The sequence below is a fragment of the Escherichia sp. R1 genome, from assembly GCF_003000935.1.
GTDB classification, from domain to species: domain Bacteria; phylum Pseudomonadota; class Gammaproteobacteria; order Enterobacterales; family Enterobacteriaceae; genus Escherichia; species Escherichia coli.
Map to the genome: position 1 here is coordinate 124,431 of NZ_PSRU01000004.1, position 14,597 is coordinate 139,027.

Below are 14,597 nucleotides of genomic sequence, written 5' to 3' on the forward strand. Positions count from 1 at the left end.
CGAATATCTGCTATCCTGCCCCCGCACTAAGGGGGCAGTATGCTAAACATCGTACTTTACGAACCAGAAATTCCGCCAAATACTGGCAACATCATCCGTCTTTGCGCTAATACCGGCTTTCGTCTGCATATCATCGAACCGATGGGATTTGCCTGGGACGATAAGCGCCTGCGCCGCGCGGGGCTGGACTATCACGAGTTTACCGCCGTTACGCGTCATCATGACTATCGCGCGTTTCTCGAAGCAGAAAATCCCCAGCGTCTGTTTGCCCTCACCACGAAAGGTACGCCTGCTCACAGCGCCGTAAGCTATCAGGATGGCGATTATCTGATGTTCGGCCCGGAAACACGCGGCCTGCCAGCGAGCATTCTTGATGCCCTGCCCGCTGAACAAAAAATTCGTATTCCAATGGTGCCGGACAGCCGCAGCATGAACCTGTCCAATGCGGTGTCGGTGGTGGTGTATGAAGCCTGGCGCCAGCTGGGGTATCCGGGAGCGGTGTTGAGAGATTAAGATGCGGTAGGCCGGATAAGGCGTTCACGCCGCATCCGGCACGATCACAGAATGTCAGATCCCATCACCATACTCAAACGTATGGTTAATGCCGTTGAAATGCTGATCCATATCCATTGACGGTTTATCGCTATCCGGCTTGCCGACAATGCGTGCCGGAACGCCAGCGGCAGTGGTGTGCGGCGGCACCGGTTGCAGCACCACGGAACCTGCGCCAATCTTCGCGCCGCGCCCAACTTCAATATTGCCGAGAATTTTCGCGCCCGCGCCAATCATCACGCCTTCACGAATTTTCGGGTGACGGTCACCACCAGATTTACCCGTACCGCCAAGCGTCACAGATTGCAGAATCGATACGTCGTTTTCAATCACCGCCGTTTCACCAACGACGATGCCTGTCGCGTGGTCGAGCATGATACCGCGACCAATTTTTGCTGCCGGGTGTATATCAACCTGGAACGTTACAGAGACCTGGTTTTGTAGAAAAATAGCCTGCGCGCGACGGCCCTGATTCCACAACCAGTGACCGATGCGATACGCCTGCAAAGCATGAAAACCCTTCAGATATAGCAACGGGGTTGAGTATTTATCCACCGCCGGGTCGCGGGTACGCACTGCCTGAATATCACAGGCCGCAGAAGCGATCATTTCCGGGTCGGCGGCGTAGGCCTCTTCCACCACTTCGCGGATAGCAATGGCAGGCATAATTGGCGATGACAGCTTGTTCGCCAGCATGTAGCTCAGTGCACTGCCCAGGTTTTCGTGCTTGAGTAGCGTCGCGTGGTAAAAACTGGCCAGCATTGGCTCACAATCCGCCAGCGTTCTGGCTTCGGCTTTAATATTGTTCCAGACAATTTCCAGTTCTTCACACGACATTGCTTACTCCACACGATAAGATAATGACCGACCCGTTCTGCGCGGGCCGGGTCATAGTGGTAACAAAGGTTCCCTGGGTTTAGTGGCTGCTGCGCTCGTCCTTGCGTGCACGACCTAGTAAAGTCAATGCTGCCTCGCGCGCGTTTTTTCCGCAATATAATACTTGATAAATTTCCTCGGTTATTGGCATTTCAACGCCGAAGCGATGCGCCAGTTCGCGGACTTCTTTCGTATTGCGGTAGCCTTCCACCACTTGACCAATTTTCTCCTGCGCGCTTTGTACATCCATGCCCTGACCGAGCATCATGCCAAAACGGCGGTTACGCGACTGGTTGTCGGTACAGGTAAGCACCAGATCGCCCAGCCCCGCCATTCCCATAAAGGTGGCAGGATCGGCACCCAGCGCCGCGCCAAGACGCGACATTTCAGCCAGTCCACGGGTGATCAGCGCCGTACGCGCATTCGCGCCAAAACCGATACCGTCGGACATCCCCGCGCCAATGGCAATGACGTTTTTCACCGCACCGCCAAGCTGCACACCGATGAAATCCGGGTTGCTGTAAACGCGGAAACTTTTGCCACAGTGCAGCAATTGCTGGAGGTCATCGGCAAAGGTCTGGTCCGTCGAGGCCAGCGAAATGGCCGTCGGTAAACCTGCCGCCAGTTCTTTCGCAAACGTTGGGCCAGAGATAACCGCCAGCGGAATTTGATCGCCTAAGGCCTCACGCGCCACGTCCTGTAACAGACGTCCGGTTTCTGCTTCCAGCCCTTTGGTCGCCCACACCAGACGCGCATCAGGACGCATCAGCGGTTTAATCTGGCGCAGCACTTCACCAAAGACATGGCTGGGTACGACGACGAGAATATTACGGCTGGCTGCCAGCGCAGTGGCGAGATCGCTTTCAAGATGGAGCGTATCGGGAAAAGGCACATCGGGGAGAAACGCGGCGTTACAGCGGTCGCGTTCAAGCGTTGCGATATGTTCAGGGTCATGGCCCCAGAGGACAACCTCGTGGCCATTTCTTGCCAGGGTGATGGCAAGAGCGGTGCCGTACGAGCCGGCACCGATCACAGTCATTGAAGCATTACGTTGGTTCATCAGGCATCCTGATGTTCTTCAGTACCTTCGCCAGCCTGCTGCTGCAAATAGTTCATGAACAGCGCATCGAAGTTAACCGGCGCAAGGTTCAGTTGCGGGAATGTACCGCGGGATACCATGCTGGTGATGCACTCACGAGCATACGGGAACAGAATGTTCGGGCAGTATGCGCCCAGGCAATGTGCCATCTGGGTGCCTTCGATACCCGCGATGGAGAAAATACCGCCCTGCTGAACTTCACACAGGAACGCGGTTTCTTCGCCCAGGGAGGCCGTTACGGTAACACGCAGTACCACTTCGTAAACGTCATCTGCCAGTTGAGTAGATGCCGTATCCAGATCAAGTTTAACTTCTGGTTGCCAATCTTTCTGGAAAACGTGCGGCGCGTTCGGCGCTTCGAAAGAAATATCCTTGGTATAAATACGTTGGATCTGGAAAGTCATTTCGGTGTTGTTTTGTTCTGACATGTGTAGAAAACCCTTAAGTGTTGTCCTTAAATACTGCGCAATGTAATGCCAACGTTCACACGTTATTTCAGCAGGGGATCCAGTCCACCACGTGCATCCAATGCATACAAGTCATCACAGCCACCAATGTGCTGTGCGTCAATAAAAATCTGTGGAACCGTGGTGCGACCACTGCGTTTGATCATCTCTTCACGCTTAGCGGCATTGCCATCGATCGGCAACTCCTGAAAACTCACGCCCTTGCTGCTCAGCAGTGCTTTTGCACGATGGCAATACGGGCAGGTTTCTTTGGTATAGATTTCAACATTGGCCATAAATTAGCTCCTGTTTTTTACCCTGAAATTTCATGTTGCAGGGCGGCAGCAAAATGGAGTGTCCCCAGAAGCTTATATCAATAAGTCGCTGGGGGCCTAATTGCAGCTAACGGCCTGCATCATGAAAGACGACAGGTAAATTATTTGCCGCGCACCAAAGGCAAGTTTTCGCCAGCCCAGCCAGCGACGCCTTCTTTCAGTACGAATACTTGCGCAAAACCAGCTTTCGTCAGCGCGTTTGCAGGCTCCTGGCACTGCATGCCAGAACCATCTACCACGATAACCGGTTTGTCTTTGTGCTTCTCAAGCTCACCAACATTGTTGGCTTTGATTTCGCTCGGCAACAGGTTGATAGAACCTGCGATATGGCCTTTACGGAAGTCATCACGCTGACGTAAATCCACAACCACAGCGTCTTCTTTGTTGATCAGACGCGTAGCTTCACCACGAGTAATCACCTTCACTTTCGAGGTCAGGCTCTTAAACGTAGTCACAAGAACCGCCACCAGTAACGCGATCCAGGCGATACTCAGTATGGGATGACGGCCAACAAATTGCATAATTTCTTGCATGGGGGGTAACAACTCCCGACGTAGTGATTAAAAAAACCAGGAAAGGAGTATACCTGCGCGGTGCGGCAAATACAGCCAGCGCGTTAACTGGAATGCAATTTTGCGGGGCGCGACGAAAAAAAAGCGCAAATCTGGCATCGGCTTGCCGCGAGCGGTCGTATATTTTGATCTTCAGAGGCTATTTTATCGATTCAGCTGTAGTAAAATTACGCAAATTTTGACTCTTGAGTATGAGGTTGTCGCAATGTCGGTTTCTAAAAAACCTATGGTACTGGTGATTCTGGATGGCTATGGCTATCGTGAAGAACAGCAGGATAACGCCATTTTTAGTGCTAAAACCCCGGTAATGGATGCACTGTGGGCCAATCGTCCGCATACCCTGATCGACGCTTCCGGTCTGGAAGTCGGTCTGCCTGACCGTCAGATGGGTAACTCCGAAGTGGGCCACGTTAACCTGGGTGCCGGCCGCATCGTGTATCAGGACCTGACTCGTCTGGACGTTGAAATCAAAGATCGCGCTTTCTTCGCTAACCCGGTACTGACTGGCGCGGTAGATAAAGCGAAAAACGCAGGCAAAGCAGTTCACATTATGGGTCTGCTCTCCGCAGGCGGCGTACACAGCCACGAAGATCACATCATGGCGATGGTAGAACTGGCCGCTGAACGCGGCGCAGAAAAAATCTACCTGCACGCATTCCTTGACGGTCGCGACACTCCGCCGCGCAGTGCTGAATCCTCGCTGAAAAAATTCGAAGAGAAATTTGCCGCGCTGGGTAAAGGCCGCGTAGCGTCCATCATTGGTCGTTACTACGCGATGGACCGCGATAACCGTTGGGATCGCGTTGAAAAAGCTTATGACCTGCTGACTCTGGCACAAGGTGAGTTCCAGGCCGATACCGCCGTTGCCGGTTTGCAGGCTGCTTATGCTCGCGACGAAAACGACGAGTTCGTGAAAGCGACCGTTATTCGTGCAGAAGGTCAGCCAGATGCAGCAATGGAAGACGGCGATGCGCTGATTTTCATGAACTTCCGTGCTGACCGCGCGCGTGAAATCACTCGTGCTTTCGTGAACGCTGATTTCGATGGCTTCGCGCGTAAGAAAGTGGTTAACGTCGATTTCGTGATGCTGACCGAATACGCTGCCGACATCAAAACCGCAGTGGCTTACCCACCCGCTTCCCTGGTTAACACCTTCGGCGAATGGATGGCGAAAAACGACAAAACTCAGCTGCGTATTTCCGAAACCGAAAAATATGCCCACGTTACTTTCTTCTTCAACGGTGGCGTAGAAGAGTCGTTCAAAGGCGAAGATCGCATTCTGATCAACTCACCGAAAGTGGCTACCTACGATCTGCAACCGGAAATGAGCTCCGCAGAGCTGACCGAAAAACTGGTTGCGGCAATCAAGAGCGGCAAATACGACACCATTATCTGTAACTATCCGAACGGCGACATGGTAGGTCACACCGGAGTGATGGAAGCGGCGGTTAAAGCGGTTGAAGCGCTGGATCACTGCGTGGAAGAAGTCGCGAAAGCGGTTGAGTCCGTGGGTGGACAACTGCTGATCACCGCTGACCACGGTAACGCTGAACAGATGCGCGATCCGGCAACGGGTCAGGCACACACAGCACACACCAACCTGCCAGTTCCGCTGATTTACGTTGGTGATAAGAACGTGAAAGCGGTTGAAGGCGGCAAACTTTCTGACATCGCGCCGACCATGTTGTCGCTGATGGGTATGGAAATCCCGCAAGAGATGACTGGTAAGCCGCTGTTCATCGTGGAATAATCCCTCCCCATGAGGGGAAAGGCGATTAATACCATGACACGGGCCGTGAAACCGCGCAGGTTTGCAATCAGGCCCATCATCTACGCCAGCGTTCTGAGCGCTGGCGTATTGTTGTGCGCCTTTTCCGCCCACGCGGATGAGCGTGACCAACTCAAATCCATTCAGGCTGACATCGCCGCGAAAGAGCGCGCGGTACGCCAAAAGCAACAACAACGCGCAAGCCTGCTCGCACAATTGAAAAAGCAGGAAGAAGCGATCTCTGAAGCCACCCGTAAACTGCGCGAAACGCAAAACACGCTTAATCAATTGAATAAACAGATTGATGAGATGAACGCGTCGATTGCCAAACTAGAGCAGCAAAAAGCCGCCCAGGAGCGCAGCCTCGCCGCGCAACTGGATGCCGCGTTTCGTCAGGGTGAACATACCGGTATTCAGCTGATTCTCAGCGGTGAAGAAAGCCAGCGTGGGCAGCGGTTACAGGCTTATTTCGGCTATCTCAACCAGGCGCGACAAGAAACCATTGCTCAGTTGAAACAAACGCGTGAAGAAGTCGCTATGCAGCGTGCCGAACTGGAAGAGAAACAGAGCGAGCAACAAACGCTTTTATATGAGCAGCGCGCCCAACAGGCGAAGCTGACCCAGGTGTTGAGCGAGCGTAAGAAAACACTGGCAGGGCTGGAGTCTTCCATCCAGCAAGGTCAGCAACAGTTGAGCGAGCTGCGCGCCAACGAATCCCGTCTGCGTAACAGCATTGCCCGTGCGGAAGCCGCGGCGAAAGCGCGTGCTGAACGTGAAGCGCGCGAAGCCCAGGCGGTTCGCGACCGCCAGAAAGAAGCGACGCGCAAAGGCACCACCTACAAGCCGACCGAAAGCGAAAAATCGCTGATGTCCCGTACCGGTGGTCTGGGTGCGCCGCGTGGTCAGGCATTCTGGCCAGTTCGCGGGCCGACGCTGCATCGCTATGGCGAGCAGCTACAGGGTGAATTACGCTGGAAAGGAATGGTTATCGGTGCCTCTGAAGGTACTGAAGTTAAAGCAATTGCCGACGGTCGGGTGATTCTGGCTGACTGGCTGCAAGGCTACGGTCTGGTGGTGGTGGTTGAGCATGGTAAAGGCGACATGAGTCTTTACGGCTATAATCAGAGCGCACTGGTGAGCGTTGGTTCGCAGGTTCGCGCGGGCCAGCCGATTGCACTGGTGGGCAGCAGTGGCGGTCAGGGCAGACCTTCACTCTATTTCGAAATTCGCCGCCAGGGTCAGGCGGTCAATCCACAGCCGTGGTTGGGAAGATAAGTTTTGTTTCCATTTCGTCGTAACGTTCTTGCATTTGCCGCCCTGTTGGCGCTCTCCTCCCCCGTAATTGCTGGCAAACTTGCCATCGTCATTGATGATTTTGGGTATCGCCCGCACAACGAAAACCAGGTGCTGGCGATGCCTTCCGCTATCTCCGTCGCTGTATTACCCGATTCACCGCACGCCAGAGAGATGGCGACCAAAGCACATAACAGCGGTCACGAAGTGTTGATTCATCTACCGATGGCACCACTGAGTAAACAGCCGCTGGAGAAAAATACGCTACGCCCGGAGATGAGCAGCGACGAAATTGAGCGCATTATTCGTAGTGCGGTCAATAACGTGCCCTATGCCGTGGGGATCAACAACCACATGGGCAGCAAGATGACCTCTAACCTGTTTGGTATGCAGAAAGTGATGCAGGCGCTGGAGCGTTACAATCTTTACTTCCTCGACAGCGTAACCATCGGTAATACCCAGGCGATGCGCGCCGCGCAAGGCACTGGCGTGAAGGTGATCAAACGGAAGGTGTTCCTCGACGATTCGCAAAATGAAGCGGACATCCGTGTGCAATTCAATCGCGCAATTGACCTGGCGCGTCGCAACGGTTCAACCATTGCCATTGGACATCCTCACCCTTCAACGGTACGCGTGCTACAACAGATGGTTTATAACCTGCCGCCAGACATTACGCTGGTGAAAGCCAGCAGCTTGCTGAATGAACCGCAGGTTGATACGTCTACACCGCCGAAAAACACTGTGCCCGACACACCGCGTAATCCATTCCGTGGCGTGAAGCTGTGCAAACCGAAGAAGCCGCTGGAACCTGTTTATGCTAATCGCTTCTTTGAAGTATTAAGCGAAAGCATCAGCCAGAGCACGCTGATCGTTTACTTCCAGCATCAGTGGCAAGGCTGGGGCAAACAGCCCGAAGCGGCAAAACTTAACGCTAGCGCAAATTAAAGGCGCTACGCGTAATGCGATGGTGCGACCGCGTTTTGTCGCGCCATTGCCATAAGCGGAAAGACCACAGTAACGCCTGGTAACCCACCTTCACGCTGCGCACATTGGTAATCAGGCGCTTATACATACCGGAAGTAAATATCTCAGCAATCATCCGTTGGCGGGTAATAATATCCGGCTCTTTGCGCACCGCATGGCAAACACGCAATGCTTCGTAGGTTATTTGCTGATGAAATTCCGGATAAATCGTAATTTTGTCAGCATAATTTCGATTTAATTTCTCCAGCAGGCGGGTAATCTTAATATAGTGACGTTGATAATTAAGGTTTTTATTCCCTTGTCTGTTCAACCGACTCACTGACGTATTATGCAGATAATATTTATATAATGATTGCTCGGTATATCGCGCACGCAGCGCGTTAAACATAAATTCTGTTGTCCAGACAATATCCTGATGATGTAATCCGGCAATAAATTTAATGTTATTTTTAACAATAACATCGCGGCGATAAACCCCCATCCAGACCACGTGTGTCCAACGGCGGGAAGAAAGTCCCATCCGCAGCCAGTCCGGACCAGTTAATACACCGGTTGAGCGAAGGCGATCGGTAGGGATGGATTGCCAGGTTTCACCCGTTTCACGAAAACACCAATCAGCGTTGCACTGCGCCACGTCGAGGTCGTCCTCTAACGCCATGGTCATCAGCGTTTCGTACATGGTGGGATACACCTCATCGTCAGCATCGACAAAAGCGACATATTTTCCCGTTGCCACTTCAATCCCACGATTACGCGCCACCGATGCGCCAGCATTCGCCTGATGCAACAAACGAACGTGCGGATAGTTTTCTGCGTAATGCTTTGCTATTTCAACAGAATTATCCGTTGAACCATCGTTAATAATAATGATTTCCAGAGCAGTCCATGTTTGCGTAATTAAAGATTCCATACAAGTGCGGAAATCATCGCCCGCATTATATAACGGAATAATAACACTAAGTTTATTGGTGCTGTTCATCATAAATTACCGACGACCTCTGAAGTTATCCTGACGTTTTACAGGCTTTGTATTAAGAAACTATTAAGCCTGTGAGATATTATTTTTACCGGTGAGAGAGTCACGTCAGGGTAGAGAGATAATGAGAGCAGCTATATAAGAGATCAGCGCAATTACGAACTCTTGATTACACTGACAGGATTTTACATATTTAACGGATTATCCTCAGGCAAAAGGGCTGGAATACCAGCCCTTGTTCGTGTTAATCCCAGCTCAGAATAACTTTCCCGGACTGGCCCGAACGCATGGCATCAAAGCCCTTCTGGAAATCATCGATAGAGAAACGATGGGTAATGATCGGCGAGAGATCGAGGCCAGACTGAATCAGCGCCGCCATCTTGTACCAGGTTTCAAACATCTCACGACCGTAAATACCTTTAATGAACAAGCCTTTAAAGATTACTTTGGTCCAGTCGATAGACATATCGGACGGTGGAATACCCAGCATCGCAATACGACCGCCGTGGTTCATGGTGTCGAGCATGGTACGAAACGCTGGCGGCGCACCGGACATTTCCAGACCGACATCAAAGCCTTCGGTCATGCCCAGTTCTGCCATCACATCATTAAGGTTTTCTTTAGCGACGTTAACCGCACGGGTGATACCCATTTTGCGTGCCAGCTCAAGGCGGTATTCGTTAACATCAGTGATCACCACATTGCGTGCACCAACGTGTTTCGCCACCGCCGCAGCCATAATACCTATCGGACCTGCACCAGAGACCAGCACATCCTCGCCAACCAGATCGAACGACAGCGCGGTATGCACGGCGTTACCGAAGGGATCAAAAATGGAAGCCAGGTCGTCGGAGATATTGTCCGGGATTTTGAAGGCGTTGAACGCCGGAATCACCAGATACTCGGCGAAGCAGCCCGGACGGTTAACACCGACGCCGATCGTGTTGCGGCACAGATGGGTACGACCGCCACGACAGTTGCGACAGTGACCGCAGGTGATATGGCCTTCGCCAGAAACGCGATCGCCAATCTTGAAGCCTTTCACTTCCTGACCAATACCTACCACTTCACCGACATATTCATGGCCCACGACCATCGGCACCGGGATGGTTTTTTGCGACCACTCATCCCAGTTATAGATGTGAACGTCAGTCCCGCAGATGGCTGTTTTACGGATTTTAATCAGCAGATCGTTATGCCCGAGTTCCGGTACAGGAACGTCGGTCATCCAGATGCCCTCTTCCGCTTTCAGTTTGGATAACGCTTTCATCTCACACCCTCAGGCGATAACGCCCAGTTGTTTACCAATACGCGTGAATGCTTCTACTGCACGCGTAATTTGCTCAGGGGTATGCGCCGCAGACATCTGGGTACGAATACGCGCCTGACCTTTAGGAACGACCGGATAGAAGAAACCGGTGACGTAAATGCCCTCTTTTTGCAGCTCACGGGCAAATTTCTGCGCCACTACCGCATCACCAAGCATGACCGGAATAATGGCGTGATCGGCTCCCGCCAGGGTAAAGCCCGCCGCCGACATTTGCTCACGGAACTGACGCGCGTTCGCCCACAGACGGTCACGCAGCTCGCTACCCGCTTCGACCATCTCCAGCACTTTGATGGATGCGGCGACAATCGCTGGTGCCAGCGAGTTGGAGAACAGGTACGGACGAGAACGCTGGCGCAGCCACTCAACCACTTCTTTGCGCGCCGCGGTATAACCACCAGAAGCCCCGCCCAACGCTTTACCCAACGTACCGGTAATGATGTCTACACGTCCCATCACATCGCAGTATTCATGGGAACCACGACCATTTTCACCGACAAAACCGACCGCGTGGGAGTCGTCTACCATCACCAGGGCATCGTATTTATCTGCCAGATCGCAAACGCCCTTCAGGTTGGCAATCACGCCGTCCATCGAGAACACACCATCGGTGGCAATCAGCACATGACGCGCACCGGCTTCACGCGCTTCTTTCAGACGTGCTTCCAGCTCCTGCATATCGTTGTTGGCATAACGATAGCGTTTGGCTTTACACAGACGCACACCATCAATAATAGACGCGTGGTTCAGTGCGTCGGAGATAATGGCGTCCTCCGCGCTCAGCAGCGTTTCAAACAGGCCGCCGTTAGCATCAAAGCAGGAAGAGTAGAGAATCGCATCTTCCATCCCCAGGAAGGCCGCCAGTTTTTGTTCAAGCTCTTTATGGCTGTCCTGAGTGCCGCAAATAAAACGCACCGAAGCCATGCCGAAACCGTGAGAATCCATTCCCGCCTTTGCCGCCGCAATCAGATCCGGATGATTCGCCAGTCCGAGATAGTTGTTGGCACAAAAGTTAATGACGTGGCTTCCATCAGCCACAGTGATATCTGCTTGCTGCGCAGACGTAATAATGCGCTCTTCTTTAAACAACCCTTCCGCCCGTGCGGTTTCCAGATCGTTGGTTAACTGCTGATAAAATTCTCCACGCATTGCGATTCTCCAGACAGGGCAAATTCCAGCACATATTACCCAAACTTATAGGTCGCGACGAGATGACGCGTTAACACTTCTGCAAAATTCAGGATAAATAACGTCCATCAATCTCACTTTTGGCGAATGGCTGAAGCCAACGCCGTGTAGTGATATGATAGAAGCATTCGTGTCTGAGATTGTCTCTGACTCCATAATTCGAAGGTTACAGTTATGATCATCGTTACCGGCGGCGCGGGCTTTATCGGCAGCAACATCGTTAAAGCCCTGAATGACAAAGGCATCACCGATATTCTGGTGGTGGACAACCTGAAAGACGGCACCAAGTTTGTGAACCTGGTGGATCTGGATATCGCGGACTATATGGATAAGGAAGACTTCCTGATCCAGATTATGGCTGGCGAAGAGTTCGGCGATGTCGAAGCGATTTTCCACGAAGGCGCGTGCTCTTCCACCACCGAGTGGGACGGCAAATATATGATGGATAACAACTATCAATACTCCAAAGAGCTGCTGCACTACTGTCTGGAGCGCGAAATCCCGTTCCTGTATGCCTCTTCCGCAGCCACTTACGGTGGACGCACCTCCGACTTTATTGAATCCCGCGAATATGAAAAACCGTTGAATGTCTACGGTTACTCAAAATTCCTGTTTGATGAATATGTTCGCCAAATCCTGCCTGAAGCGAACTCGCAGATTGTTGGCTTCCGTTATTTCAACGTTTATGGACCGCGTGAAGGCCATAAAGGCAGTATGGCGAGCGTCGCTTTCCATCTCAACACCCAGCTTAATAACGGTGAATCACCGAAGCTGTTCGAAGGTAGCGAGAACTTTAAACGTGACTTCGTCTATGTGGGCGACGTGGCAGATGTAAACCTGTGGTTCCTGGAAAATGGCGTTTCCGGCATCTTCAACCTCGGCACCGGTCGTGCGGAATCCTTCCAGGCAGTAGCAGATGCTACGCTTGCTTATCACAAGAAAGGCCAAATCGAATACATTCCGTTCCCGGATAAACTGAAAGGCCGCTACCAGGCGTTCACTCAGGCAGATCTGACGAATCTGCGCGCGGCGGGTTACGATAAACCGTTCAAAACCGTTGCCGAAGGCGTAACGGAATACATGGCCTGGCTGAATCGTGACGCATAAGAGCTCTGCATGAAAATACTGGTGATCGGCCCGTCTTGGGTTGGCGACATGATGATGTCGCAAAGTCTCTATCGCACGCTCCAGGCGCGCTATCCCCAGGCGATAATCGACGTGATGGCACCGGCATGGTGCCGTCCATTATTATCGCGGATGCCGGAAGTTAACGAAGCGATCCCTATGCCTCTCGGTCACGGAGCGCTGGAAATCGGCGAACGCCGCAAACTGGGTCATATTCTGCGTGAAAAGCGCTACGACCGCGCCTACGTCTTACCTAACTCCTTCAAATCCGCATTAGTGCCTTTCTTCGCAGGTATTCCTCATCGCACCGGCTGGCGCGGCGAGATGCGCTACGGTTTACTCAACGATGTACGCGTGCTCGATAAAGAAGCCTGGCCGCTAATGGTGGAACGCTATGTCGCGCTGGCCTATGACAAAGGTATTATGCGTACCGCACAAGATCTGCCGCAGCCATTGTTATGGCCGCAGTTGCAGGTGAGCGAAGGTGAAAAATCATATACCTGTAATCAATTTTCGCTTTCATCAGAACGTCCGATGATTGGTTTTTGCCCGGGTGCGGAGTTTGGTCCGGCAAAACGCTGGCCACACTACCACTATGCGGAGCTGGCAAAGCAGCTGATTGATGAAGGTTATCAGGTGGTTCTGTTTGGCTCGGCGAAAGATCATGCGGCGGGCAATGAGATTCTTGCCGCTTTGAATACAGAGCAGCAGGCATGGTGTCGGAATCTGGCGGGAGAAACACAGCTTGATCAAGCGGTTATCCTGATTGCAGCCTGTAAAGCCATTGTTACTAACGATTCTGGTCTGATGCACGTTGCGGCGGCGCTCAATCGTCCGCTGGTTGCCCTGTATGGACCAAGCAGCCCGGACTTCACACCACCGCTATCCCATAAAGCACGCGTGATCCGCCTGATTACCGGCTATCACAAAGTGCGTAAAGGTGACGCTGCGGAGGGTTATCACCAGAGCTTGATCGACATTACTCCCCAGCGCGTACTGGAAGAACTCAACGCGCTATTGTTACAAGAGGAAGCCTGACGGATGCGGGTTCTGATCGTTAAAACATCGTCGATGGGCGATGTTCTCCACACGCTGCCCGCACTCACTGATGCCCAGCAGGCAATCCCAGGGATTAAGTTTGACTGGGTGGTGGAAGAAGGGTTCGCACAGATTCCTTCCTGGCACGCTGCCGTTGAGCGAGTTATTCCTGTGGCAATACGTCGCTGGCGTAAAGCCTGGTTCTCGGCTCCCATAAAAGCTGAACGCAAAGCGTTTCGTGAAGCGCTACAAGCAAAGAACTATGACGCAGTTATCGACGCCCAGGGGCTGGTAAAAAGCGCGGCGCTGGTGACGCGTCTGGCGCATGGCGTAAAGCATGGAATGGACTGGCAAACCGCTCGCGAACCGTTAGCCAGCCTGTTTTACAATCGTAAACATCATATTGCAAAACAGCAGCACGCCGTAGAACGCACCCGCGAACTGTTTGCCAAAAGTCTGGGCTATAGCAAACCACAAACCCAGGGCGATTATGCTATCGCACAGCATTTCCTGACGAACCTGCCTACAGATGCTGGCGAATATGCCGTATTTCTTCATGCAACAACCCGAGATGATAAACACTGGCCGGAAGAACACTGGCGAGAATTGATTGGTTTACTGGCTGATTCAGGAATACGGATTAAACTTCCGTGGGGCGCGCCGCATGAGGAAGAACGGGCGAAACGACTGGCGGAAGGATTTGCTTATGTTGAAGTATTGCCGAAGATGAGTCTGGAAGGCGTTGCCCGCGTACTGGCCGGGGCTAAATTTGTAGTGTCGGTGGATACGGGGTTAAGCCATTTAACGGCGGCACTGGATAGACCCAATATCACGGTTTATGGACCTACCGATCCGGGATTAATTGGTGGGTATGGGAAGAATCAGATGGTTTGTAGGGCTCCGGGGAATGAGTTGTCTCAATTGACAGCAAATGCTGTTAAGCAATTCATTGAAGAAAACGCTGAAAAAGCTGCCATGATTTAAATTACAACTCTTTAATAGATAATTTTGAAATAAA

At 52.3% G+C, this 14,597-nt stretch carries 15 protein-coding genes; 7 read left to right on the forward strand and 8 right to left on the reverse strand.

Annotated elements, in window-relative coordinates; translation table 11 throughout:
- Positions 1–39: 39 nt before the first annotated feature.
- Positions 40–513: a tRNA (uridine(34)/cytosine(34)/5-carboxymethylaminomethyluridine(34)-2'-O)-methyltransferase TrmL gene (gene trmL / locus C4F37_RS06580; protein WP_000932347.1), complete on the forward strand. Its 474-nt coding sequence runs from the start codon at positions 40–42 to the stop codon at positions 511–513.
- Positions 514–567: 54 nt separating this feature from the next.
- On the opposite strand, the gene cysE is transcribed toward trmL, so the two are convergent.
- From cysE to C4F37_RS06605, 5 genes are all read right to left on the reverse strand, one after another.
- Positions 568–1,389 (reverse strand): serine O-acetyltransferase, encoded by an 822-nt coding sequence (gene cysE / locus C4F37_RS06585; RefSeq protein ID WP_001540075.1) that lies wholly within the window; start codon positions 1,387–1,389, stop codon positions 568–570.
- Between the two features lie 79 nt (positions 1,390–1,468).
- Entirely contained in the window at positions 1,469–2,488 is a 1,020-nt protein-coding gene (gpsA, locus tag C4F37_RS06590) for an NAD(P)H-dependent glycerol-3-phosphate dehydrogenase (RefSeq protein ID WP_001076194.1), read from the reverse strand.
- On the reverse strand, positions 2,488–2,955 hold the full coding sequence (gene secB / locus C4F37_RS06595) for a protein-export chaperone SecB (protein ID WP_000003382.1): 468 nt from the start codon (positions 2,953–2,955) through the stop codon (positions 2,488–2,490). Before secB ends, gpsA begins: the two co-directional genes overlap by 1 nt.
- Positions 2,956–3,017: 62 nt before the next feature.
- Positions 3,018–3,269: a glutaredoxin 3 gene (grxC, locus tag C4F37_RS06600; RefSeq protein ID WP_000024392.1), complete on the reverse strand. Its 252-nt coding sequence runs from the start codon at positions 3,267–3,269 to the stop codon at positions 3,018–3,020.
- Between the two features lie 140 nt (positions 3,270–3,409).
- The gene (locus C4F37_RS06605) at positions 3,410–3,841 is read right to left on the reverse strand and encodes a rhodanese-like domain-containing protein (protein ID WP_001156181.1); all 432 of its coding nucleotides are present in this window, start codon (positions 3,839–3,841) and stop codon (positions 3,410–3,412) included.
- 244 nt (positions 3,842–4,085) lie between these two features.
- On the opposite strand from C4F37_RS06605, the gene gpmM reads away from it, so the two are divergent.
- From gpmM to C4F37_RS06625, 3 genes are read left to right on the forward strand one after another with little or no spacing between them, the layout of a single operon-like run.
- Positions 4,086–5,630 carry a 2,3-bisphosphoglycerate-independent phosphoglycerate mutase gene (gpmM, locus tag C4F37_RS06615; protein WP_000116566.1) on the forward strand — a complete coding sequence of 515 codons (1,545 nt, stop codon included), beginning with the start codon at positions 4,086–4,088 and terminating at the stop codon, positions 5,628–5,630.
- A 33-nt stretch (positions 5,631–5,663) separates the two neighbouring features.
- Positions 5,664–6,923, forward strand: coding sequence for a murein hydrolase activator EnvC (gene envC / locus C4F37_RS06620; RefSeq protein WP_000196262.1), 1,260 nt, complete (start codon positions 5,664–5,666; stop codon positions 6,921–6,923).
- A 3-nt stretch (positions 6,924–6,926) separates the two neighbouring features.
- On the forward strand, positions 6,927–7,886 hold the full coding sequence (locus tag C4F37_RS06625; RefSeq protein ID WP_000483831.1) for a divergent polysaccharide deacetylase family protein: 960 nt from the start codon (positions 6,927–6,929) through the stop codon (positions 7,884–7,886).
- Here C4F37_RS06625 and waaH read toward each other — a convergent pair.
- The 3 genes from waaH to kbl all read right to left on the reverse strand — a co-directional run bounded on the left by waaH (position 7,873) and on the right by kbl (position 11,377).
- A complete protein-coding gene (gene waaH, locus C4F37_RS06630) occupies positions 7,873–8,907 on the reverse strand; it encodes a UDP-glucuronate:LPS(HepIII) glycosyltransferase (RefSeq protein ID WP_000982100.1) in 1,035 nt (344 codons plus the stop codon). The two genes, C4F37_RS06625 and waaH, sit on opposite strands and share 14 nt — an antisense overlap.
- 238 nt (positions 8,908–9,145) lie before the next feature.
- Positions 9,146–10,171 (reverse strand): L-threonine 3-dehydrogenase, encoded by a 1,026-nt coding sequence (tdh, locus tag C4F37_RS06635; protein WP_000646014.1) that lies wholly within the window; start codon positions 10,169–10,171, stop codon positions 9,146–9,148.
- 9 nt (positions 10,172–10,180) lie between these two features.
- A complete protein-coding gene (gene kbl / locus C4F37_RS06640) occupies positions 10,181–11,377 on the reverse strand; it encodes a glycine C-acetyltransferase (protein WP_001213845.1) in 1,197 nt (398 codons plus the stop codon).
- A 213-nt stretch (positions 11,378–11,590) separates the two neighbouring features.
- On the opposite strand from kbl, the gene rfaD reads away from it, so the two are divergent.
- From rfaD to rfaC, 3 genes are read left to right on the forward strand one after another with little or no spacing between them, the layout of a single operon-like run.
- Positions 11,591–12,523 (forward strand): ADP-glyceromanno-heptose 6-epimerase, encoded by a 933-nt coding sequence (gene rfaD, locus C4F37_RS06645; protein WP_000587750.1) that lies wholly within the window; start codon positions 11,591–11,593, stop codon positions 12,521–12,523.
- Positions 12,524–12,532: 9 nt separating this feature from the next.
- On the forward strand, positions 12,533–13,579 hold the full coding sequence (gene rfaF, locus C4F37_RS06650; protein WP_001540079.1) for an ADP-heptose--LPS heptosyltransferase RfaF: 1,047 nt from the start codon (positions 12,533–12,535) through the stop codon (positions 13,577–13,579).
- Between the two features lie 3 nt (positions 13,580–13,582).
- Positions 13,583–14,563, forward strand: coding sequence for a lipopolysaccharide heptosyltransferase RfaC (gene rfaC, locus C4F37_RS06655; RefSeq protein WP_001264595.1), 981 nt, complete (start codon positions 13,583–13,585; stop codon positions 14,561–14,563).
- Positions 14,564–14,597: the final 34 nt, after the last annotated feature.

What these genes read in the sequence shown, in the direction of transcription:
- rfaD (WP_000587750.1), top strand. Translation starts at nt 11,591, where the DNA reads ATGATCATCGTTACCGGCGGCGCGGGCTTTATCGGCAGCAACATCGTT.
- trmL (WP_000932347.1), top strand. Translation starts at nt 40, where the DNA reads ATGCTAAACATCGTACTTTACGAACCAGAAATTCCGCCAAATACTGGC.
- tdh (WP_000646014.1), bottom strand. Translation starts at nt 10,171, where the DNA reads ATGAAAGCGTTATCCAAACTGAAAGCGGAAGAGGGCATCTGGATGACC.
- rfaF (WP_001540079.1), top strand. Translation starts at nt 12,533, where the DNA reads ATGAAAATACTGGTGATCGGCCCGTCTTGGGTTGGCGACATGATGATG.
- grxC (WP_000024392.1), bottom strand. Translation starts at nt 3,269, where the DNA reads ATGGCCAATGTTGAAATCTATACCAAAGAAACCTGCCCGTATTGCCAT.
- C4F37_RS06605 (WP_001156181.1), bottom strand. Translation starts at nt 3,841, where the DNA reads ATGCAAGAAATTATGCAATTTGTTGGCCGTCATCCCATACTGAGTATC.
- kbl (WP_001213845.1), bottom strand. Translation starts at nt 11,377, where the DNA reads ATGCGTGGAGAATTTTATCAGCAGTTAACCAACGATCTGGAAACCGCA.
- secB (WP_000003382.1), bottom strand. Translation starts at nt 2,955, where the DNA reads ATGTCAGAACAAAACAACACCGAAATGACTTTCCAGATCCAACGTATT.
- gpmM (WP_000116566.1), top strand. Translation starts at nt 4,086, where the DNA reads ATGTCGGTTTCTAAAAAACCTATGGTACTGGTGATTCTGGATGGCTAT.
- waaH (WP_000982100.1), bottom strand. Translation starts at nt 8,907, where the DNA reads ATGATGAACAGCACCAATAAACTTAGTGTTATTATTCCGTTATATAAT.
- gpsA (WP_001076194.1), bottom strand. Translation starts at nt 2,488, where the DNA reads ATGAACCAACGTAATGCTTCAATGACTGTGATCGGTGCCGGCTCGTAC.
- rfaC (WP_001264595.1), top strand. Translation starts at nt 13,583, where the DNA reads ATGCGGGTTCTGATCGTTAAAACATCGTCGATGGGCGATGTTCTCCAC.
- envC (WP_000196262.1), top strand. Translation starts at nt 5,664, where the DNA reads ATGACACGGGCCGTGAAACCGCGCAGGTTTGCAATCAGGCCCATCATC.
- cysE (WP_001540075.1), bottom strand. Translation starts at nt 1,389, where the DNA reads ATGTCGTGTGAAGAACTGGAAATTGTCTGGAACAATATTAAAGCCGAA.